Below are 23031 nucleotides of genomic sequence, written 5' to 3' on the forward strand. Positions count from 1 at the left end.
AGATTAAGAATAAGATTAAGAAAAAAAGTTAAAGTAAGACAAATAAAATGAAAGAAAAGATTTACTATTTCGATCATGAAAAATTAATTGTTTATCAGAAATCTTTAGAATTTCTTAAGTGGTTAAATGTAGTTTTAACCAAAGTTGAGAAAAGATATTCAGTATATGAACAATTAGAAAGAGCTTCAACATCAATAATTTTGAATATTTCAGAAGGCAATGGTAAGTTTACAAGTAAAGATAGATGTAGATATTTTGATATTTCGCGCGGTTCGGCATTAGAATGTTCTGCTGGATTAGATATTTTAGTTACAAAAGATATTTTAACCTCTGAAGAAATTAAATTTGGAAAAGATTTACTGAAAGAAATTGTTTCAATGTTAATAGGATTAATTAAAAGTAATTCTACAAGAATTCACGAACCAGAAGTGGAATATAATTCTGATAGATAATCTTTTATTTCTTAATCCTAATCTTACTCTTGCTCTTAATCTTTTTTAAAAGAATTAAGAAAAAAGAATGAGTTAGATTAAGAAAGAAAAATTATTAAGACTGAGAGATTTACAATTCAAAAATTTAATAAGGAAAATTAAAATGAGTGAAAGAATTTATAACTTTAGTGCTGGACCAGCTATTTTACCGGAAGAAGTTTTAAAAGAAGCACAAGCAGATTTTTACAATTACAAAAATACTGGAATGTCTGTGATGGAAATGAGTCACCGTTCCAAAGCTTATGAAGCAATTATTAAAACTGCGGAAGCCGATTTAAGAAAACTATTAAACATTGGAGATAATTATGCGGTGTTATTTTTGCAAGGTGGAGCAACACTTCAGTTTTCAATGGTTCCGCAAAATTTAATGCCTCCGGCAAAAAAAGCTGATTACATTCTTACTGGAGCTTGGGCTAAAAAAGCCGCTAAAGAAGCTAAGCGTGAAGGTACAGTTAATATTGCCGCTTCAACTGAAACAGAAAATTTTATTAGAATTCCTAAACAAAATGAATTGAAATTATCTTCCGATGCATCTTATGTTCATTACACATCTAACAATACAATTTTCGGAACTCAATTTAAATATATTCCCGAAACTGGAAATATTCCCTTGGTTTGCGATACATCTTCGGATATGCTGCACAACTATTTTGATGTAAATAAATTTGGATTAATTTATGCCGGCGCTCAAAAAAATATGGGACCTTCCGGAGTTGTTCTTGTAATTATTAGAAAAGATTTGCTTGAAAGAAGCAGCGATAATTTGCACACTTATATGAATTATAAAATTCATGTTGAAAATGAATCAATGTATAATACTCCAGCTACATTTGGAGTTTATATTATGGGATTGGTTTTTAAGTGGTTACTTAATCTTGGCGGACTTGAAGTTATGTATAATATGAATTTAGAGAAAGCCAACATTCTTTATGATTATATGGATGAAAGTGATGGTTATTATAAAGGTACTGCAGTTAAAGAAGATAGATCTTTAATGAATGTTACATTTAGATTGCCAAGTGAAGAATTAGAGAAAAAAATTATTGCGGAAGCAACTGCAAAAGGTTTTTCCGGATTAAAAGGACATAGATCTGTTGGCGGATTAAGAGCATCAATTTATAATGCCTTTCCCAAAAAAGGTGTGGAAGAATTAGTTGAATTTATGAAGGATTTTAAAAAGAACAATTAAAATAATATGAAAAATTGTAAAAATATTTTTTCTATCATAATATTACTTAGCGTTTGGGCTTGTTCTAGCAAGCCCGAACCTAAACTTGAACTATTTAGTCCGGAAGCGTTTGCATTCGAAGTTGATAATTCTTGGGAAGTTAATGCTACAGTTAATGCAAAAGGATTCGCCCAAAATATTGAAGAAAATAAATCTAATATAAACCTATTTTATAAAGTTGATTTGGTTACGACGGAGAATGATACAATCAAATCAATTTTCGATAAAAATATTTTACTAAATGAAAAAAAAGAAATATCCGATTTACAATTAGAAGCACAAATTGAATTGGATTCAACATTCGCGGTTGGAAATTATAATTTGGTTTTTATTGTCAGCGATGAAATTTCCAAACAAACAAAAACAATAAATATTCCTTTTAATTTAGAAAAATAATTTTTCCAAAGAAAACCAATCTAAAATTACTGATGGTTTTCGTATTGATGTTGTACTTCTCAAAAATAAAATGGAGGTGCAAAATGTTATACGAAAAATTTATCAGACTCGTAGAAGATCATGCAGATTCGATAACCAAAGAATGGATTAAAGAAGTAAAATCAAATCCATCAACATTTGGTTATAGAAAAGTTGATAATGAAATTCTTAAAACAAGAATTCATAATGTTTACCGCAGACTAGGTGTATGGATTATGAATGCAGATCCAACTGATGCAAATACAGCAGAATTTTTTATTGATCTTGGTAGACAGAGAGCTGCAGAAAATCTAAAAAATAGTGAAGTAATATTTGCTTTAATTTTAGCTCGCGTTGTTTTGTGGCGTTATATATTAAATCATGGAATAATACATTCAAGTTTGGAACTTCATCAATGTTTAGGATTTTATCAGCAGTTAAATAATTTTTTTGATAAAGCTGCATATTATGTTGCTGTTGGATATGAAAGTCTGCATTCAGTAGAACAAGAGAAAATGAAACAAGAAAAATTTGTTGATAAAACCGTAAAAGGAATTACGAATTGGTTTATTAAAACAAAAGAAATTAAATAGAATTTATTTTAAGAAAGAGTTTTCATTATATTTTTACAACAAAATCGTATCTATAAAAAAGTTAAATGTAATGAAAATTTTAATTGCTCCGGATAAATTTAAAGACTCACTTACTTCTCAGCAAGTTTGCGATGGAATAGAAAATGGAATTAAAAATATTTCATCCAAAATAAAAATTGCTAAAATCCCTTTAGCTGATGGCGGCGAAGGTTCTCTAACAGTTTTAGAAAAAATTATTCCATTTAAAAAAACTTATCTAACGGTTGCAAACCCAAAATTTAAAACAATAAAAACTTATTACGGAATTTATAAAAAATCTGCTTATATAGAACTTGCATTAACTTCCGGTCTGCAATTACTTAAAAAGAAAGATAGAAATCCAATGTTTACAACTTCCTATGGAACCGGAGAAATTATTTTAGATGCAATTTCAAAAGGAGTAAAAAGAATTTTTCTTTTTGTTGGAGGAAGTGCAACAAATGATGCGGGAATTGGAATTGCATCAGCTTTGGGTTATTTATTTAAAGATGAGCATGGAAAAATTCTAAAACCGATTGGTAAAAATTTAACTCACATAAAATCAATAGAGAACACAAATAAAGTAACTTTTGATAAGATCGAATTTATAATTCTGACCGATGTAGAAAATAATTTATTTGGTAAAAATGGTGCGTCATATATTTACGCAAAACAAAAAGGAGCTAATGATTCTGAAATTATTGAATTGGACAAAGGTTTAAGAAATTTTTCAAAAGTAGTTAAAAATAATTTAGGAATTAACATTTCTAAAATTAAAGGCGGAGGAGCTGCCGGAGGAATTGCTGCGGGACTAAATGCATTTTGTGATGCAAAAATTTTTAGCGGGATAGAAACCGTTATGAATTTATTGAAAATTGAGAAACAAATACTAAATGCAGATTTAATAATAACTGGCGAAGGTTTTTTTGACAAGCAAACTCTAAAAGGAAAAGTAGTAAATGGAATTATTGATATTTGTAACAAGCATAACAAACCAATCGGAGTTATTTGCGGTGATACAAATCTAAAGCAAAAAGATTTTAATAAGTTGAAATTGAAATTTGTCAAAACAATTAAAACAAAAGAAATCTCAAAAAAAAATGCAATGGAAAATGCATCAAAATATTTAGTAGGAATAAGTGAAGAATTAATGATTGATAAATTAAATTTAGACTAATAATTAAAATAGTTTCACTTTATTTTCAACAGATTTTAATAGCGAATTATCTTTAACAATTTTCAAAACTTTTTGAATATCAATATGCAATTCTCTATCATGATTTAAAGGTTTTACAACTTCTCTAATTTTTTTATAAGCCGCGGAAGTTCCAACTCCACATTTTAAAGGTTTAAGAAATTCAATTCCTTGGGATGCAACAAGCATTTCAATGGCAATTACAGTTTGTACATTTTGCAAAATTTGATAACATTTTCTAGATGCAATTGATCCCATTGAATTGTGATCTTCTTGATTTGCTGAAGTTGGAATCGAATCAACACTTGCTGGATGTGATAAAGTTTTATTTTCGGAAACTAATGAGGCAGCGGTATATTGAGCAATCATAAAGCCAGAATTGAGTCCGCCGTTTTTTGTTAAAAATCTTGGCAAGTTACTAAGCTGACCATTGACTAATCTTTCTATTCTTCTTTCGGAAACATTTGCAATTTCTGAAAGTGCAATTGCCATAAAATCCATTGCCAAAGCCATTGGTTGTCCGTGAAAATTTCCACCTTCAATATGATCACCTTCTGCCGGAAAAATTAAAGGATTATCATTTGCTGAATTCAACTCAATTTCAACTTTTGAACAAACATAATTAATTGCATCTTTTGAAGCGCCATGAATTTGCGGAATACATCTGAGCGAATATGAATCTTGAACGCGTGTATCATTTTCTAAATGTGATTTTCTGATTTCACTATTCTTAATTAGCGCAAGCATATTTTTTGCAGTATTTATTTGTCCATCAAACGGGCGCAAATTGTGTAAACGTAAATCGTAAGCTTTATCTGTTGCGCGTAAAGCTTCGTGACTTAACGCCGCACTTATATCAGCTTGCATCGCTAATTTTTTCGCTTGAATTGAAATGAATGCCGCAAATGCAGTCATCATTTGTGTTCCGTTAACTAAAGCTAAACCTTCTTTTGCTCCTAATTTTATTGGAGTTAAATTAAACTTTTTTAATAAATTTTTTGTTGAAACCGGTTTTGTAAAATTTGTTGTTTCACAATTTACAAAATTAAATTTTTGCGATTTTCCTTTTCCAATTAATGAAAGCACCAAATGTGAAAGCGGAGCCAAATCGCCGCTTGAGCCTACGGATCCTTGCGATGGAATAACCGGAATAATATTGTTATTTATAAATTCTAACAAAAGTTCTAAAGTTGTAAGCTTAATACCAGAATAACCTTTTGCTAAAGCGTTTGCACGAAGAAGCATCATAATTTTAATTATAAATGGAGGAAGATTTTCTCCAACGCCGGCAGCATGACTTACAATTAAATTTTCTTGCAGTTTTTCTAAATCATTCTTGGAAATTTTTACATTTGAAAACTCACCAAATCCAGTAGTTACACCGTAAATTACTTGGTCTTCTTCAATCCATTTATCAATTAATTTTCTAGTTTTTATAACATTTCGTTTTGATTCTTCACTTAATATAACTTGCGGATTTTCATTTAAGAAGAATTCAATTTTCTCTAAAGTTAATGTGTTTCCATCAATTACTAACTTTTTATTTCTTACCATTAAACAATCTCATAATTTGTTCATGAATTTGTTTCGAAGTTTTATATTCCAATGTAATTCCAAAATCATCATAAGTTGTTTTCAAATCATCAACAAGCGAATGAACTTTTGCAACTAAATTTCCTTTTGCGTGATCAGTGCGAATTTTGTTTGTAACAAAATTATGCTCATAAAATTCTAAGAAAATATTCTTAAGGCTTCCAATGTTTATTCCGCGCTCGGCAGAAATTATAATGCAATTTGGAAAATGATTTTTCACGTAATCAATTTTACTTTTATCTTCTAAAGCATCTATTTTATTAAAGATTTTGATTGTGGGTTTATTTTTGCATTCAAGACTTTCTAAAGTTTCTTCAACAACTTTTATGTGATCTTCAAAGAATGGATTTGTAATATCAATTACATGAAGAATTAAATCCGCTTCTTTTACAACATTTAATGTACTTTTAAAAGATGCAACTAAATGATGTGGAAGTTTACGAATAAATCCAACAGTATCTGTAATTAGAATTTTTTTCTTCGGCGATAATTCAAAAGAACGGGTTGTAGAATCTAAAGTTGCGAAAAGTTTATTCTCAGCAAGAACAGCGGCTTCAGTTAATAAATTTAGTAAAGTAGATTTTCCTGCATTTGTATAACCGACTAAAGTTGTTTTAATTAATTCTTCTCTGCCCAAACTTTTTGTTTTTTGCTGAGATTCAATTTTCTTTAATTTATCTTTTAGTGCACTAATTCTGGTTCTGACAATTCGTCTATCAGTTTCAATTTGAGTTTCGCCGGGACCTTTAGTTCTAATCCCGCCGTATTGTTTGGATAAATGCGTCCATGCTCTTGTTAATCTTGGCAATAAATATTGAAGCTGGGCAAGCTCCACTTGAGTTTTAGCTTCATTAGTTTTGGCGTGTTGAGCAAAAATATCTAATATTAATCCCGATCGATCTACAACTTTTCTGTTTATTAATTTTTCCAAATTCCTTAATTGTGTCGGCGTTAAATCATCATCAAAAATAATTATAGTTATTTCATTCATTTCCGCAAGTTCTGCAATTTCTTCAGCTTTGCCTTTGCCAATGTAAAATGCAGAATCCATTTTACTTTTATCTTGCACAATTTTCAGTATTGTTTCGGCTCCGGCAGTTTTCGTTAACATTTCCAGTTCAAGCAAATGTTCATCAATTCTATCATCGGATATTTCTCTTGTCTTAAGTGCAACAAGTATTGCTCTATCAATAACTATTTGGGTGGTTTCTATCATAAATTAATTTTGATTAAAATTCATTAAATCTTTTTTTGAACTTCGCGCAACAAACATTTCCAATAAAGCAATTAAAAATGCTAATAATAAAAATAATTTCCACAACTCGGTTCCGAATCTGGCATTTTTAATTTTGTTTAAATAATCTTCATTACTTTTAACAAAAGTAAAATTTTGATTAAATAACTTCTCATAAAAATATCTCAGTGAATCAATTTCAATTTTTCTTAAATCAGATTCATCCGGATTTAAATTTACATTAGCAAAATCCAATAATTTTTTATTATTGTAAAATTTATAACTTCCGGAAATTTGTGTATTCCGAAATAGAAATTTATCGTTTTTTAAATTTTGCAAATTAATTTTTTCATCAAAGTTTGGCGCAATAATTTCAAGAACTGGAAAATTATATTTTCTTACATCCAATGGAATTATATCTCCTACAATAAAATTCTGGTTTTCTTGATTTGTTGTTGAATATAAAATAATTCGTGTGATAAGCGGTGCAAAAATACTTTTGATTGGAAAATTGCCCGATTGCAATTTGGGTGAAGTTGCAAACAAAATAATTTTACCTTTTTGAAATTCGGTTTCACCCAAGAAAATATTTTCATTATTTAACTTTATAATTGAATTAAGTTTTTGATTATCAGTAAACTGTAAATACCTATAAATATTGGGTGATTCAATTTGTTGTTTATTTTTATCCGGAAATAAACTTTTGAACAATGGATGAGAAAAGTCAACAAAACCAAATTCTGCATAATTCAAATTTGTATTTTCTGTTGAAATATATTTTTGTACGGATTTTAAATTTATTTTTGCTAATAAAATATTGAATTTATTTATATCGGGATTATCATTTGGAAAAATCACAACTTTTCCATTTGAAAGTAAATAATTGTGAATTTTATCAGTATTTATATTGCCAGATGTTACTATAAAAATTATATCAAAATTGTTAAGGGTTAAAAATGCAATATTATTAATTGGCTTTTGTGTAATTTCAAATCGTTCTGAAGTACTTACCGATTTTATTGCAGAATTTAGAAATTGTATATCATCAACATTTTCATATAAAAGTAGAATATTAATTTTATCAAGCACTTCAAAATTTAAATAACATGAATTATCTTCCACAAGATTATCATCTTCAAGCACAACTTTTGCTTCAATTAAACCGGTTGATTTTAATGTAGTTTCAAAATCAACTTTATTCGTTTGGAAAGATGGAATAGAAATGTTTTTCTGTGAAACTCTTTCATTATTAACAAAAAGTGATAGGGATAAATTATCACCATTATTTTCAGAATAATTTGAAACATCAGCTGAAAAATTAAGGGATTTGTCAACTTCTATAATAGCATTATTCAGTACCAAATTTGAAACAGAAAAATTATCTTCATGTTGTTCGGAAATATCAAACGAATATATTTTAATATTTTCATCCGAAGAAACAGAATCAATATTAAAATAAAATGTATTTTTTTGAAAATCAGAAAAAACAAAAATTTCTTTATTAATATTTTGCGCTTTTGTTAAAATACTTTTTGCTTCCTCAATAGTTTTGCTTAATGGTTTTGTTAATTGAGTAATTTTAATTTCTTCTAAAAATTTTAATGCAGTATTTTTATTCGTAGTATTTTTTACCGAATCTGAAGTGGTGATAAAATAAAAATCATTTCCTTCATCAATATTGGTAATTATTTCTTTAATTATTTTTTTACTCTGATTAAATTTTGTGCCCTTATCTGTAAGATACGTCATACTTAAAGAATTATCTAAAACAAAAATTGTGCTTGATTTTGCTGAAGCAGAACTGATAATGTTTGTACCTTCAAAAGTTGGTCTTGCAAAAGCTAAAACAAGTAAAATGATTAGAAGAGTTCTTAGGAATAACAGCAGCCATTGTTTGATTTTTATTTTTTTAATTTTAGATTTTTGCAATTCTTTTAGAAAACTAACAGAACTGAATTCAACTTTTTTAAGTTTTCTAAAATTCAACAAGTGAATTAAAATTGGAATTGAAGCAGCAAGTAAACCCAATAAAATTGCGGGATTTAGAAAAACCATTAAATATCCAATTCTTTAAAAAAGAATTTAGTAAATCTTTTTAATTTGCGCACCACGAAAATAGTGCAGTAAAATTTCATCAAAACGAAAACCTTTTTCACCCATAACGGCAGCTCCGATTTGGCATAAGCCAACTCCGTGTCCCCAGCCGGCTCCAACCAATTTAAAACTTTTTGGAATATTATTTTCAATTCCACCTTTTTCAATATAAAACGCAGAACTGTATAAATGTGAATGTGAAAGTAGTTTTCTAATTTCCAATTCTTTGCCGACAATTAATGTTTTTAGTGTGCCGATAATTTTTAACTTAATAATTCTTCCGGAATATCCTCGTGAAATGGGAATTAAATCAATTATATCTCCAAAATTAATTCCACTTTTTGTTTTTATGATTTCAGAAATTTCTTCTTGAGAATAATTTACATTCCATCTATAAAAATCAGTTGTTGTTTGATCATAATTGTTTAAAACTTGTTCCAGAATTTTTGAATCTTTTGTATTACAAAATGCAACCGGTGAATTTTTTATCCATTTTACAGCAGAATCTTCGTTAGTTAAATTTGTGTTGTATCCATCCGGTTCAAACTTATAATCAACTATTGATTTCAAATATGGATGTGGTGAATTTTCCCAAACATTTTCAAAAGTTTCTGTAACTCCTCCACATGATTTCGAAAATCTTGTATCGCAGATATTATTATCAAAATATAAAACTAATCCAATTGTTGCATTAACCGCCAACTCTGCATTATGTGCATAATTTTTTGTTATTCCTTGATAACGTTGGCAATGGTCATCTGCACAAACATCAAATAAATTATGGTCTTCTCTATCATACCATTTTATTATTTCACTTTCGGAAATTATTTGCGAAGTATAACTTTTATCATTATTTATTAATTTTGTACGCTTTTCAATTTGAGCTAAAAGCCAGCTTCGAGAAATAATTGCGTGTGATTTAAGTAATTCCAACGAACTTGTAGGGCTCATTTCGGATGAAATTACACTTTGCAAATATTGTTCAACCGGAATAATATTTATAATTGTGAGTTTATCATTAGAAACAATGATTTTTAATTTTCCGGCAAAACGCTGAGTTTGCTTTTGTTCCCAATGAAAATTTAAACCAATTGTAACATTTTTCAATAAGAATGTATCAGAAATGTCATCCGTCGGAGTAAATAAAATTTCTTCCAAATTATTAAATTCAAATGAATCTGAAGTCAGTTTAATTAATTCATTTTCTATTTTCGCAGTAATTTTTCCATTAAAAATTTCTGAAGAAAAATTTGTGACAAATTCTCCGTATAAAATAAATTCTATCGATGTATCTGAAAGTATTGCTACACTTACGTTTGGTTCTTTTTTCATTAAATTAAATCGAAAAATTAGTTATGCAAAATACTATTTATAACTAGACATATCAAATTTATTAAACTTCCTAAAATCGAATAAAAACTAAATATAATTATTCTTAGCGTTTCCACTTTGAATTGAAATAATAGTAGAAAAATTTTTGGTAATATGAATTATTGATATGTAAATAAATATATTTGAATATCAAATAAAAAATTATTAAAATATGTAAGAATTAATATGATTTTATAGTAAATATTCTCAAACAAAAAAATGTTTTGAAGTAAGAAAGGTTTGATTAGAAAATCTAAAATATTCTTTTTTAAGCTAACTTTAATTTATCAGTTAACCTTAAATATATTATTCGGACAAAACATTAAACTTTCCGAAATAATGTTTGCGCCTTCATCAGAAAATTCAGAATTTATTGAAATTATTAATGTTTCTGATTCGGTTACTATTGATCTAAGCGAATTTAAAATAAAATATCATACATCATCACCAGATGAAATTATTTCATTATCAAATGAATATTTGCTAAAACCAAAACAATTTGCAATTATTTTTGAAGCTGATTATGATTTTAAATATGGAATTTACGAAGAAATTGCCTCTGGAAATTCTCTAAAATTTACTCTTGATGATAATGCATTCGGAAGTACCGGAATGGCGAATACGAGTGATAGAAATGTTTATCTTCTTAATGCCCACAATGACACAATTGATTCTTATTTATATTCAGCTGATAATGTTTTAGGACATTCAGATGAAAGAATTCAGCAAGAAAGAAATGATTGGAAAAACTCAAATATATTAAATGGAACTCCGGGTTTTATAAATTCTGTTTCTCCCAAAGAATTTGATTTAGCAATAACGGAATTTAATTTTTCGGAATATAATGTAAATATTAACGATGAAATTTCATTCGAAATAAAAATTGAGAATATCGGATTAAATAAAATTCCCGAATTTGCGTTGAATATTTATAAAGATATAAATCTAGATTCAATCCAACAGCAAAACGAAAAAATATTAACTCAAGAAATTTTCAATTTAGATTCTGCCCAAACCATTACTTATGAAGAGAATTTATCAAACATTACAAAAGGAATAAACCAATTTATTGCTGGAGTAATTTTTGTCAACGATGGAGATTCAACAAATAATAAAATAATTTCAGTTATAAACGGAATTGAAGTTAATGAAATTAAAGGCGATGTAATTATAAATGAAATAATGTACGCACCAATAAATGATGAAATTGAATGGATAGAAATTTATAACAAAAGCGAAAATAATATTTCTATTGAAAATTTTTATTTGGCTGATAAAAGCGATACGATTTTAATTAGTACAAATTATTCAATAAAATCCAAAGAATATTTAGTTATTGCCGAAGATGAAATTATCAAAAATATTTATCCGAATTTGGAGGAGTTAATAATAACTAATATTCCAACTCTAAACAATTCAGATGATAAAATAATTTTACTTGATTCATATAAAAGAAATATTGATTCTGTTCATTATTTTTCAGTGTGGGGCGGAATTAATGGAAAATCTCTCGAACGCATAAATGAAAATCAAAATTCGAATGATCCAACAAATTGGAAAAGTTGTTTCTATCCAACACCCGGAAAATTAAATAGTGTTTCGCCAAAAGAATTTGATGTAAAAATTGATAACGCAAATTTTACTTTCAATAATACAAGTTTGGGTGAAAAAATTAATTTTTATGTTAAGGTTAAAAATGTTGGAAAACAGAAAAGTGAATTTACAATTCAATTATTTGAAGATTCTAATAATGATAATTTAGAAGATAATTTATTAGAAGAAAGTCAGAATTTTAACTTGGAAACGAATGATTCAATTAAGTATAATTTTAGTTACTCAACAATATTTACAGTAACCAAACAACAGTATTTAATTAAACTTGTAATTACAGATGATGATTCAACAAATAATAAAAATTGGATTAAAATTTATCCCGGATTTGAAAAATATAATATAATTATAAATGAGATAATGCATTCGCCAGTTAATGAAGAACCGGAATGGATAGAAATTTATAACCGAAGTGATAAAAGTATAAATCTATTTGATTATAATTTTACTGATGAAAGTACTTCCTTTAAAATTGGTAAAAATGTTATAATAAATTCAAATGAATATTATGTTTTTGCAGATGACAGTTTATTTTTCAATAAATATCCAAAAATAAATAATGCAGAAATTATAAATCTGCCATCATTAAATAACACAAGGGATAAAATTATTATCACCGATTCACTAAATAGAATTTTGGATTCGCTGGAATATTTTGGAAATTGGGGCGGAATAAATGGAAATTCATTGGAAAGAATTGATATAGAGAAAGAGTCATTCGTCCAATCAAATTGGGGAGAAAGTAAATATTCAACGCCAGGTTTTTTTAATAGTATTTCGAAGAAAAATAAAGATTTGCAAATTGAATCAATTTCTATTTTTCCGGAAAATTATCTTGTTAAAGATAGTATAAATATTTCATGTAAAATTAAAAACACTGGGAAGGAAGAAATTGAATTTACTACGCAATTATTTTTTATAGATGATAATTCTCAAACTAAATATTTAGTTGATGAATCAAATCCAATATTTTTGCAATCATCAGATTCAATTCTATTTAATTTTAAAAGAAAAATTAAAGTGTTGGATTTTGTTCAAAATATTTTGGTTTATTTAAATGTTGAAGATGATGATACGACAAATAACAATTTGTATTTTTCTATAAATCCAGCTTTCCCAAAATCAACAATTATAATTAGTGAAATAATGTTTCTTCCTCAAAATGATGAACCAGAATGGATTGAAATTTATAATAATTCAGATTTTAAAGTTGATTTACAAAATTGGCAAATTGGAGATATTTTAACAAAACCAGTTTTCAAGGAAATAAGAAAGGATGCTTTTTTTATTGAGCCAAAATCGTATTTAGTTATTTCAAAAGATTCAACAATTACAAATTATTATAAACAAATTTCTTCAAAATTAATTTTATGTAATTTCGCCAATCTAAATAATGATGCCGATGGCATTGTGTTAAAAGATTTTAGAGGAATTACAATTGATTCAGTTTTTTATACAAATGAAATTAGTCAAAGTGGAAAATCAATTGAGCGAATCAATAAAAATATTAGTTCCCTAAATTCAAATAATTGGAATTATTCAATTGATTTAGAAGGAGGCACACCGGGAAGAGTGAATAGTATTTCACAAAAAAATATTGATGTTGCAATTATAAATTTAAATTCAATTCCTAAAAATCCTATCAAAAATCAGCAAATAAAATTTAGACTATTATTAAAAAATTACGGTGAACAAATTGCGAAAAATATTAATCTTAAAATTTATATGGAACAAAGTACTTTTGAAGAATTTACGATTGATCAAATTAGTGGATTTGACTCAATTTTAGTAGAAACACAAAATCAATTTTTAATAAAAGATACTTTAACAATATCAGTAATTGTAGAATTACAATATGATGAAGATATTATTAATAATTCGTTAGATAAAAAAATTATTGCTGGCTTTAATCAATCAACCTTATTGTTTAATGAAATTTTTGTACGAACGAATTCTTATAATCAACAATGGATTGAACTATATAGTAACTCTGATTCAACAATAAATTTGAAAAATTGGTTAATTGGTAATGGAACTCAAAATACAATAGTTTCACAAAATGATCTTAAAATTGCACCAAAAGAAATTTTGGTAATTAGCGATCAAGAATCAAATGAGATAACTGATGAAAATATAAATATCGTTTTTTCAAACCTTCCAAACTTCAATATTGATAAAGGTGAAATAGTAATTTACGATTACAGAGAAGTTATGATTGACAGCATCAAATATGAATATAAAAAAAATGCAATAAAAAATATTTCTTTAGAAAGAATAAGTATACAAAATGAGTCATGTGATAAATCAAATTGGCAGAATTGTTTAAATGGAAATGGAAATACTATCGGTGAAATAAATTCTATTGAAAATATCCCGCATAATGATTTTAGTGATTTAATAATTACGGAAATTATGTTTAATCCAAATGAAAATAATTCAGAATTTATAGAAATATTTAATAAGGGTGAAACCCCAATAGAATTAGGAGGTTGGAAGATAAAAATAGATGAATCAATATTTTCAATTTCAGATTATAGTTTAATATTAAATGGAAATGATTATTTTGTTATTTCCTCAGATTCATCAATTTTAAATAATTATTCTTGGCTGCAAGATTATCAAAATATAAAAATTAGTAATATAAGTTCATTTGGCTTAACAAACTCCGGCAAAATAATCTATCTTATTGATAACAGAAATAAAATCATTGATTCAGTTTCTTACTCAGAATCTTGGCACAATTCAGCATTTGTTGACATTAAAAATATTTCATTAGAATTAATAAATATTGATTTAGAAAGAATTAAATCATCAAATTGGAGCAGTTGTGTTAACAAATTTGGTGGAACTCCGGGGAGAGAAAATTCTATATTTATAAATCGAGAATTTACAGAATCGAAATTAAATATTTCACCCAATCCGTTTTCTCCGGATAATGACGGATATGAAGATTTTACAATTATTAGTTATAATTTAAGTGAACCAATTTCACAAATACGAGTAAGAATATTTGATAGCAAAGGAAGAATTGTTAGAAATTTAGTAGATAATGATTCAGTTGGTTCTTCCGGTGAAATAATATTTAATGGTTTAGATGAAAATAAAAATCCTTTGAGAATTGGAATTTATATAATATTATTTGAAGCATTAAATATTCAAAAATCCGTAATTGAATCAATAAAAGATGTAGTAGTTGTAGCCAGAAAATTGTAAAAATTATTTAACGCACACGATTTTTCATTTATTTTTTGTATGTTTGCCAATTCATAAACTTCACAAATCAAACTGGAAAAAAAATATGGGAAAAATTATTGCACTTGCAATGCCCAAAGGTGGTGTTGCAAAAACCACATCTGCTGTTAACTTATCAATCGCATTAGCAAATAAACAAAAAAGAACTTTACTAATTGATGCTGATCCATCAAACCAATGTGCAATTGCATTTGGACTACCCGATGATCCAGAAATTGGAAATTTATTTAATGTTTTAAGTTATACTCAAAGTTGTGAAGAGGCGATAAATACAACAGAAAATCCATATTTTGATATTTTGCCATTTAAAAATGTTTCATACGAAGAAGAACTTTTTCTTAGTCAATTTAATAATGACACAAAATTATTTGAGCATCAAGTTAAACCATATATTGGCGGTTATGATTTTGTAATAATTGATTGTCCTCCAACTTTAGTTGGAATGACAACAAATGTTTTAAATATTGCAGATTCAGTTTTAGTTCCAGTTAAATCAAGTATGTTTTCAATCGCTCCAATTCCAAGATTGTTAAACAGAATCAATGCAATTAGTAAAAATGGAAATCCCAATATTCATGTTGAAGGAATTTTTCTTACAATGCATGAAATAAATACAAAAGCTTCGTTCGAAGCTAAAAAAGAATTATATAATCTTTATCCAAATTATATGTTAACTACAGCAATTCCCAAAAACATTGCAGCAGAAGTTGCTTCATTCAGAAAAGACCCGGTAATAATTGTTGAGCCAAACGCACGTTCTTCAAAAGCGTATATTCAATTAGCAGAAGAAATTATTGAGAAAAATCATTCATTAAATAATGATACATTTCAGAGTTTTTCCGACACTGAAAATTTAGATGATCTTTAATTTTAAATAATGAAAACATTTCAGCAACATTATGATTATGTAATAATTGGAAGTGGTTTTGGCGGATCAGTTTCTGCTTTAAGATTGAGTGAAAAAGGTTACAAAGTACTTGTAATTGAAAAAGGGAAAAAATACAACTCCGAAGATTTTCCCAAATCAAATTGGAATTTAAGAAAATGGCTTTGGATTCCTACATTTAGATTTTTCGGATTTTTTAAAATTACATTTTATAAACACATTGGAATATTATCCGGAGTTGGATTTGGCGGCGGATCATTAGTTTATGCCAACACTCTTCCAATCCCAAAGAAAGAATTTTTTGAATCTGAATCATGGTCACATTTAAATAATTGGGAAGAAGAATTAAAATCTTATTATGCAATTGCAAAAAAAATGCTTGGGGTTGAAAAAAATCCCAAATTAGAATTTGGCGAATTATCACTTCAAAAATTAGCAATACAAAATAAACAATCAGATAAATTTGAACCAACCGAAGTAGCAGTTTATTTTGGTGAACCAAATAAAATAATTCCTGATCCATTTTTTAACGGCGAAGGTCCCGAAAGATCTGGATGTACTTTTTGCGGAGGCTGTATGGTTGGCTGCAGATTTAATGCAAAAAATACTTTGGATAAAAATTATCTTTACTTAGCAGAAAAACACGGAGCGGAATTTTTAACAGAGTCGGAAGTTTATGATGTAATTCCTATTAATAAAGATAAAACGATTGAATATAAAGTTAAGTGGAAATCTTCCACAAAAATATTTAAGAAAAGGAACGAAGTTTTTTGTGATGGAGTAATATTTTCAGGCGGAGTTTTAGGTACGGTTCCACTTTTATTAAAACTAAAAAAATCTTCTTTACCAAATTTATCAACAAAAGTTGGACAAAATATTAGAACAAATTCTGAAAGTCTTCTGGGTGTTACTTCAACAAATACAGAAAAAGATTTTTCAAAAGGTATAGCAATTGGTTCAATTTATCATACCGATAAATACAGTCATATTGAAACAGTAAGATATCCATCCGGATCCGGATTTTGGAGAACACAACTTATGCCAATGTTGGATGGTAAAAATCTATTTATCAGATTAACAAAAATTTTAGTTGAAATTATTTTACATCCGATAAATTGGTTCAAAGTTTACTTTGTTAAAGATTGGGCAAAGCAAACACAAATATTACTTTTTATGCAGACTATAAATAGTACTTTGACTTTTAAAAATGGTTTATTTCGAATGAAATCAAAATTGGAAAAAGGAAATGCACCTACAGCTTTCATTCCCGAAGCAAGAAAATTAGTAACTGATTACTCAAAAATTGTTGATGGCTTTCCGGTTGCACTTGCTTCAGAAACTATTTTAGGAATTCCAACAACTGCACATATTTTAGGCGGAGCAGTTATGGGAAAAGATAAAACTGAAGGAGTAATAGATAAGAATAATAAAGTTTTTGGTTATGAAAATATGTTTGTTTGCGATGGTTCTGCAATTTCGGCAAATCCCGGTGTAAATCCTTCCTTAACCATAACAGCATTAGCTGAAAGAGCAATGAGCAAAATATCCTCAAAAAAATAATTTGAACAATTTGTTCATCATGATTTTTAATCTTACTTTCTAACTCATTTATTTTTATTTCAACTTCATTATTACTTAAAGCAAACATAAAATCATTTAGAAATTTTTTAATATTCTGTTTACAGCTTGTTTCAAGAAATGAGTTTCAACATTATAGAGTTCTGCTAAATCTCTATCTAAAATTGCACATGGATTTCTAATTATTAGAATTTTATTAAATATTTTTAGATCGGTAAATAAATTTTAGATTTCATATTAATAATCTACAATATGTATATAGTTTAATAATACAATTCTTATCCAATTCTAGATATTTCAAGTAAAAATATAAATCTTCTGTACTTTTATTTTCTTATATAGCTTGTTAATTTTAACTAATTACAAAAGAATTTAAGGTGTTTATATGAAAAAGTATTTGATCACTTATTTGGTACTTTTTTTTACTTTGTTAATTTCAAGTTGTCAATCCAATCAATCAAAAATTAAAGATATTATTCAGCCAATAAATCTTGTTTCCGGCAAAATTGATTCTGTAATTATTAGTGATTTATTTTATCATCAAAATTATAATCTGAAATTTTCACAAAATGAAAATGTTCAGTTGAAAAAAGAAAATAATAGATTATTCTTAAAAACTGATTCAACTTTTGAAGGAATGACTTTTGTTGAGTTTGAAGTTGATAAAAATTTATATCAAATACCGATTATTTCTAAGAAGGAAAAATTTTACGAATTTACTTTTAAGCCCGATAAAATCTATGAAAAACTTACTTTGTTTGGAAGTTTCAATGGTTGGAATAGAACAAATTTACCAATGACCGATATTGATGGAGACGGAATATTTACCGCGAAAGTAGCTTTGGAACCGGGAGTTTATCAATATAAATTTTATGGAGATGGAATTGAAATTGAAGATCCTTTAAATCCCGAAAAAGTTTCGAATGGAATGGGAAGTTTTAATTCACTTCGCACAATTGAAGATTTAAATTCTGAAAAATTTTATTTACACATTGATGAATATTATTCTAAAAATCCGCAATCGACTTTTTCCTTTTATTTAGAAGATGAATCAGACAACGAATTAAATATTCAAAATATTTTTGCTTTGTTAGATAATTCTAAAATCCCAGAAAATAAAATTATTGTTGATGGAAAGCATATCAGTATTAACTACAATTATGATGAACTTGAAAATCAAATTTTAAAAGTAGCAGTTTCTGCAAATGGAAAAGTTTCAAATTTCCAAACTGTTCAACTATTTAATGGAAAGCCGATTGACAATTCAACATTTTCTTGGAATGATGGAATTATTTATTCACTTATGATCGATCGATTTTATGATGGAAATTCTGAAAATAATAATCCAATAAAACATGATTCTCTTTCTCCCAAAGCAAATTATATGGGTGGAGATTTAAAAGGAATAATCTCAAAGTTGAAGGAGGGTTATTTTACTTCACTTGGTATAAATACAATTTGGATTTCTCCGGTTTATGATAATCCAAATGAAGCTTACAAAGAATTTCCAGTGCCACACAGATATTACTCCGGATACCATGGATATTGGCCGATCAACTCCTATAAAGTCGATGAACATTTAGGAACTTTGGAAGATGTAAAAGAAATTGTAAAAATTGCACATCAAAAAGGAATAAAAATTCTCTTAGATTTTGTATCGCATCATGTTCACATTCAACATCCATATTACGAAAATAATAAAAAATGGTTTGGCCAACTTGAATTACCGGACGGCAGATTAAATATAAGATTTTGGGATGAGTTTAGATTAACAACATGGTTTGAGCCATATTTACCTTCGTTCGATTTTTTATCATCTCCCGAAGCTCTTGAAGAAATGGCGAATGTTGCAATCTGGTGGTTGAATGAAACCGATGCGGATGGCTACCGTCATGATGCTGTAAAACATGTTCCTAATGAATTTTGGAGAAAACTAAATGAGAAAATTAGAAAAGAGATTTCACCAAAAAGAAATTTATCTGTTTATCAAATTGGTGAAACTTTCGGAAGTTACGAATTAATAAGTTCATATGTTAACAATGGTCAATTAAATTCTCAGTTTAATTTTAATTTGTATGATGTAGCACTTCCAACATTTATTAGAGAAAATGCTTCATTTGCAGCTTTAGATAAGGAAATGCAAAAAACATTTTCTGTATATGGAATAAATCATTTAATGGGAAATATTATGGATAGCCATGATAAAAATCGCTTTATGGCTTTTGCGGATGGAGATTTAGATGCAAGTCAATGGACTGCAATTGAAGAAGGATGGAATTATCCGCCTGTTGTTGATAATCCGGAAAGTTATAAAAAATTAATTTTGTATATAGCATATATGAATTCTATTCCAGGGCTTCCGGTTATTTATTATGGAAGTGAATTTGGAATGACCGGCGCTTCGGATCCGGATAATAGAAGAATGATGAGATTTGGAAATCAATTAAATGTTGCTGAAAAAAGTACTTTATCTGAAGTTTCTAAAATTATAAATTTGCGAAAAACACATCCGGCATTGCGTTATGGAGATTTTTATACTTTGCTAGCAAATGAAAATATTTATGCATTTATTCGATCTGATTTTAATGAACGAATTTTGACTGTAATTAATAAAAGTAATTTTATTCAAAATTTGAGTTTAAAAATTCCAGAAATGTATAATTGCACATTAACTTTCAATTTAAGTTCAAAAGAAAATATTAAACTTTTTAAGAATAATTTGAATTTTAAAATAGATAAGCAAAGTTGGGCATTTTATAAGTTAAACTGATATGAATTTGAATCCCAAATCATTGATATAGAAATATAGCACTCAGATCAAACTGATTAAACAGATTTTCACTGATCTTCTTTTAATCTAAGTGCTATTTTCCTAAAGAACAAATTTAATTTGTATATCTAACTTTGTAAGTTAAAGTATTTTCCGCATCTGTTTTAACCGGAACTTTAAATGTTATTGTTTGAGCATTTTTCTTTTTGTATTCAATTGAACTATTTAGAATTTCCCAATTTAATCCCAAATATCTTTCTACTTCAATTTCAACATTTTCTTTTTTTCTGTTTTTTAATTTAACTTCAAAAATTTGCTCATAAACTCTATCTGTAATTTGTTTATGATCTGTTTGTGTTTCTTCTGCAACAATATCAAACGCATCACCAATTTTTAATTTAATTGTTTCATTTTTTGGTGTATGATCAATTTGATCTTCGCCAATAAATTCAATAGATTCACCATCTGACTTATTAACTCTAACTTTTCCTTTAGGCATCGGAACACCAAGTTTTTGGTCTTCTTTATTTTGAAATTCAATTATAACATTTACTTTTCCGTTAGAATTATATCCATATGAATTATAAAAATATTTTTTTTTCGCAGCTACATTTTTTGCTTCAAAAAGTGAAATTTGTTTTGTTTCGTTTTGTGCTAAAGTTGTTGGTCGCTGTAAATTATAGATGTGATATTCAAAAAATTCCTTTTCAACAAATTGAGCCTCGTCAGCCATCATTACTGAACTTGTTAATTCTCTTCCTTTGTACATTGGTCTTTGATCTTGCACTCTGTTAACATCTCCAGCAACTAATTTGAGTTTTGCATTTTTATAAGTTGAACCCGAATTATTATCAATACTTACCCAAGCGTTCAAATCGAGTTTTGTATCGTCTTCATTTAAAACCGCAACGTATTCTGCATGCCAATTCATCCCACGTGTTTGATAGGAAATTTCAACATCTTGATTTCCAGATTTGTTGGAATTTAATTGCCAAACTAAAGTTGGTTTTGTGATTAAACCTTCGGGCAATGATCCAACATTAAATCTGTACTTTTCAGTACTTGGCAACATTATTAATCCACCTTCTTTGTTTTGCAATACAATTTGATTTCCAAGCGCAGATAATAATTTTCCTTCAACAAATTCATTATTTTCATTTATCAATTGAATATTCTTATCAATATATTTTAGAAGAATTTTATTCACATTTACCAAATCATATTGATAATTTTGTTCTAAAACCTCACCATCAAATTTTATGTGAACAGTTGTCGGATCAATAAATTGCGCAACATCAGTAATTGATATTTCTGATTTTCCTGAATTTAAATTAATATTTCTTGTGTCTTTAATTACCCCTAAATTACTATTGTACACAGTAACAGCAATTTCTTTTTGATTATTTTCTTGCCCATTTTCATTCACTGGTAATGCTAACGTTAAAGCTGAAATAAATAACGCTAATAGTTTCATTTTAGCTCCTAAAAATTCATTATTATTTGTTTAAGTAATTAAACTAAGTAAAATTACAAATGTTCCGCATAATTCACTTAAGTTAAGTTGCAAGATGTGCTTAATTATTCTTAAGATTTTTCTTAAAAAATTTGTGATGAAAACATTTGGTTAGATAAATCCAAATGGCTTAATTTAATATTCTAAAATTAATTGTTGCGCAAAATATATGATTAAAATATTTGTATATGTTAAAGCACAATAATATCTTTTTAAAAATTATATAAATTTAGGTGAAATTATGTTTAGAATTTTAAATGGTAAATATCCAATTGTTGATTATATAGCAATTGCAATTGGTGCAGCATTTATGGCTATTGGAATTGGTGTTTTCCTTGTTGATGCACAAGTTGTTCCCGGCGGTGTAAGTGGTTTATCAATGGCATTTTATTATTTAAGTGGAAACACTTTACCAATTGGATTAATGATTTGGGTATTTAACGTTCCATTATATATTTGGGGATTAAAGGAACTTGGAAAAAGTTTTGGGTTAAGAACTTTTTATGGTTTTACTCTAAGCTCTATTTTTATTGATTTATTCAGAGGCGATGTTCCCGGTTTTGAATGGATTAAATTACAAGAAACTCAAACAATTAAAGATCTTCTTGCAAATGATTTCTTATTTTTAATTCTTATTGGCGCTGCACTTTTAGGTATCGGACTTGGAATAATTTTCAAATTTAAAGGTACAACTGCCGGTTCAGATATTTTTGCAGCAATCATGCAAAAAAAATATGGTGTAAAACCAGGTCAAGCAATAATGTTTATTGATCTTTTTGTAATTGCATTTGCCGGCTTTATAATTGAAATGAAAGATTTAGCAACAAACCGCCCGGCATTTTCTTTAACACTGTATGCAGTATTTCTACTTTTTGTATCTGCTAGAATAATTGATGTGATAATTGATGGATTTGATTACGCCAGAGCTGCATATATAATTTCAGATAAATTTGTTCAAATTGAAGATGCAATTCAAAATTCATTAAGTAGAGGTGCAACTGCAATAAAATCAAGAGGACTTTACCAAAATGTTGAAAGAGAAGTAATTTTAACCGTAGTTACAATTAAAGAGTTGGGAAAACTTCAAGAATTAATTTATAACATTGATCCAGATGCATTTGTAATTATTAATAATGTACATGAAGTATTAGGAAACGGTTTTAGAAGGCGAATATAATTTTAATTGTGCT

15 protein-coding genes and 1 pseudogene are annotated in these 23031 nt (G+C 27.6%); 10 read left to right on the forward strand and 6 right to left on the reverse strand.

All coding sequences use genetic code 11. The features are described 5' to 3' along the window. The first annotated feature begins 47 nt into the window (after positions 1-47). The 5 genes from IPM32_06020 to IPM32_06040 all read left to right on the forward strand — a co-directional run bounded on the left by IPM32_06020 (position 48) and on the right by IPM32_06040 (position 3921). The gene (locus tag IPM32_06020; GenBank protein ID MBK8944816.1) at positions 48-452 is read left to right on the forward strand and encodes a four helix bundle protein; all 405 of its coding nucleotides are present in this window, start codon (positions 48-50) and stop codon (positions 450-452) included. 142 nt (positions 453-594) lie between these two features. After that, positions 595-1680, forward strand: a complete 1086-nt coding sequence (gene serC, locus IPM32_06025; protein ID MBK8944817.1) for a 3-phosphoserine/phosphohydroxythreonine transaminase — start codon at positions 595-597, stop codon at positions 1678-1680. Positions 1681-1686: 6 nt separating this feature from the next. After that, complete coding sequence (locus IPM32_06030; protein MBK8944818.1) at positions 1687-2115, forward strand: hypothetical protein; 429 nt, start codon at positions 1687-1689, stop codon at positions 2113-2115. Between the two features lie 83 nt (positions 2116-2198). Then, entirely contained in the window at positions 2199-2726 is a 528-nt protein-coding gene (locus IPM32_06035; GenBank protein MBK8944819.1) for a hypothetical protein, read from the forward strand. A 70-nt stretch (positions 2727-2796) separates the two neighbouring features. After that, on the forward strand, positions 2797-3921 hold the full coding sequence (locus IPM32_06040; GenBank protein MBK8944820.1) for a glycerate kinase: 1125 nt from the start codon (positions 2797-2799) through the stop codon (positions 3919-3921). 3 nt (positions 3922-3924) lie between these two features. Here IPM32_06040 and hutH read toward each other — a convergent pair whose 3' ends face one another. The 4 genes from hutH to IPM32_06060 are packed head-to-tail and all read right to left on the reverse strand — an operon-like array spanning position 3925 to position 10192. Next, positions 3925-5493 carry a histidine ammonia-lyase gene (hutH, locus tag IPM32_06045; GenBank protein MBK8944821.1) on the reverse strand — a complete coding sequence of 523 codons (1569 nt, stop codon included), beginning with the start codon at positions 5491-5493 and terminating at the stop codon, positions 3925-3927. Continuing rightward, on the reverse strand, positions 5480-6748 hold the full coding sequence (hflX, locus tag IPM32_06050) for a GTPase HflX (protein MBK8944822.1): 1269 nt from the start codon (positions 6746-6748) through the stop codon (positions 5480-5482). Before hflX ends, hutH begins: the two co-directional genes overlap by 14 nt. Before the next feature lie 3 nt (positions 6749-6751). Continuing rightward, positions 6752-8821, reverse strand: a complete 2070-nt coding sequence (locus tag IPM32_06055; GenBank protein MBK8944823.1) for a BatA and WFA domain-containing protein — start codon at positions 8819-8821, stop codon at positions 6752-6754. Between the two features lie 27 nt (positions 8822-8848). Then, the gene (locus tag IPM32_06060; protein MBK8944824.1) at positions 8849-10192 is read right to left on the reverse strand and encodes a SpoIID/LytB domain-containing protein; all 1344 of its coding nucleotides are present in this window, start codon (positions 10190-10192) and stop codon (positions 8849-8851) included. Positions 10193-10471: 279 nt separating this feature from the next. Between IPM32_06060 and IPM32_06065 the strand changes: the two genes are divergently transcribed. From IPM32_06065 to IPM32_06075, 3 genes are all read left to right on the forward strand, one after another. Beyond that, a complete protein-coding gene (locus tag IPM32_06065; protein ID MBK8944825.1) occupies positions 10472-15055 on the forward strand; it encodes a lamin tail domain-containing protein in 4584 nt (1527 codons plus the stop codon). Positions 15056-15140: 85 nt separating this feature from the next. After that, complete coding sequence (locus IPM32_06070; protein MBK8944826.1) at positions 15141-15962, forward strand: ParA family protein; 822 nt, start codon at positions 15141-15143, stop codon at positions 15960-15962. 9 nt (positions 15963-15971) lie between these two features. After that, the gene (locus IPM32_06075) at positions 15972-17540 is read left to right on the forward strand and encodes a GMC family oxidoreductase (GenBank protein MBK8944827.1); all 1569 of its coding nucleotides are present in this window, start codon (positions 15972-15974) and stop codon (positions 17538-17540) included. Between the two features lie 61 nt (positions 17541-17601). Here the strand turns inward: IPM32_06075 and IPM32_06080 are convergent. After that, positions 17602-17762 (reverse strand): annotated as a pseudogene (locus tag IPM32_06080) (ORF6N domain-containing protein). A 181-nt stretch (positions 17763-17943) separates the two neighbouring features. On the opposite strand from IPM32_06080, the gene IPM32_06085 reads away from it, so the two are divergent. Then, on the forward strand, positions 17944-20328 hold the full coding sequence (locus IPM32_06085; protein MBK8944828.1) for a hypothetical protein: 2385 nt from the start codon (positions 17944-17946) through the stop codon (positions 20326-20328). Positions 20329-20443: 115 nt separating this feature from the next. Here IPM32_06085 and IPM32_06090 read toward each other — a convergent pair whose 3' ends face one another. Next, complete coding sequence (locus IPM32_06090) at positions 20444-21802, reverse strand: DUF4139 domain-containing protein (protein ID MBK8944829.1); 1359 nt, start codon at positions 21800-21802, stop codon at positions 20444-20446. A gap of 280 nt (positions 21803-22082) precedes the next feature. On the opposite strand from IPM32_06090, the gene IPM32_06095 reads away from it, so the two are divergent. After that, positions 22083-23018 carry a YitT family protein gene (locus IPM32_06095; protein MBK8944830.1) on the forward strand — a complete coding sequence of 312 codons (936 nt, stop codon included), beginning with the start codon at positions 22083-22085 and terminating at the stop codon, positions 23016-23018. The last annotated feature ends 13 nt before the right edge of the window (positions 23019-23031 follow it).

It is taken from the genome of Ignavibacteriota bacterium, assembly GCA_016716225.1.
Classification (GTDB): Bacteria; Bacteroidota; Ignavibacteria; order Ignavibacteriales; family Melioribacteraceae.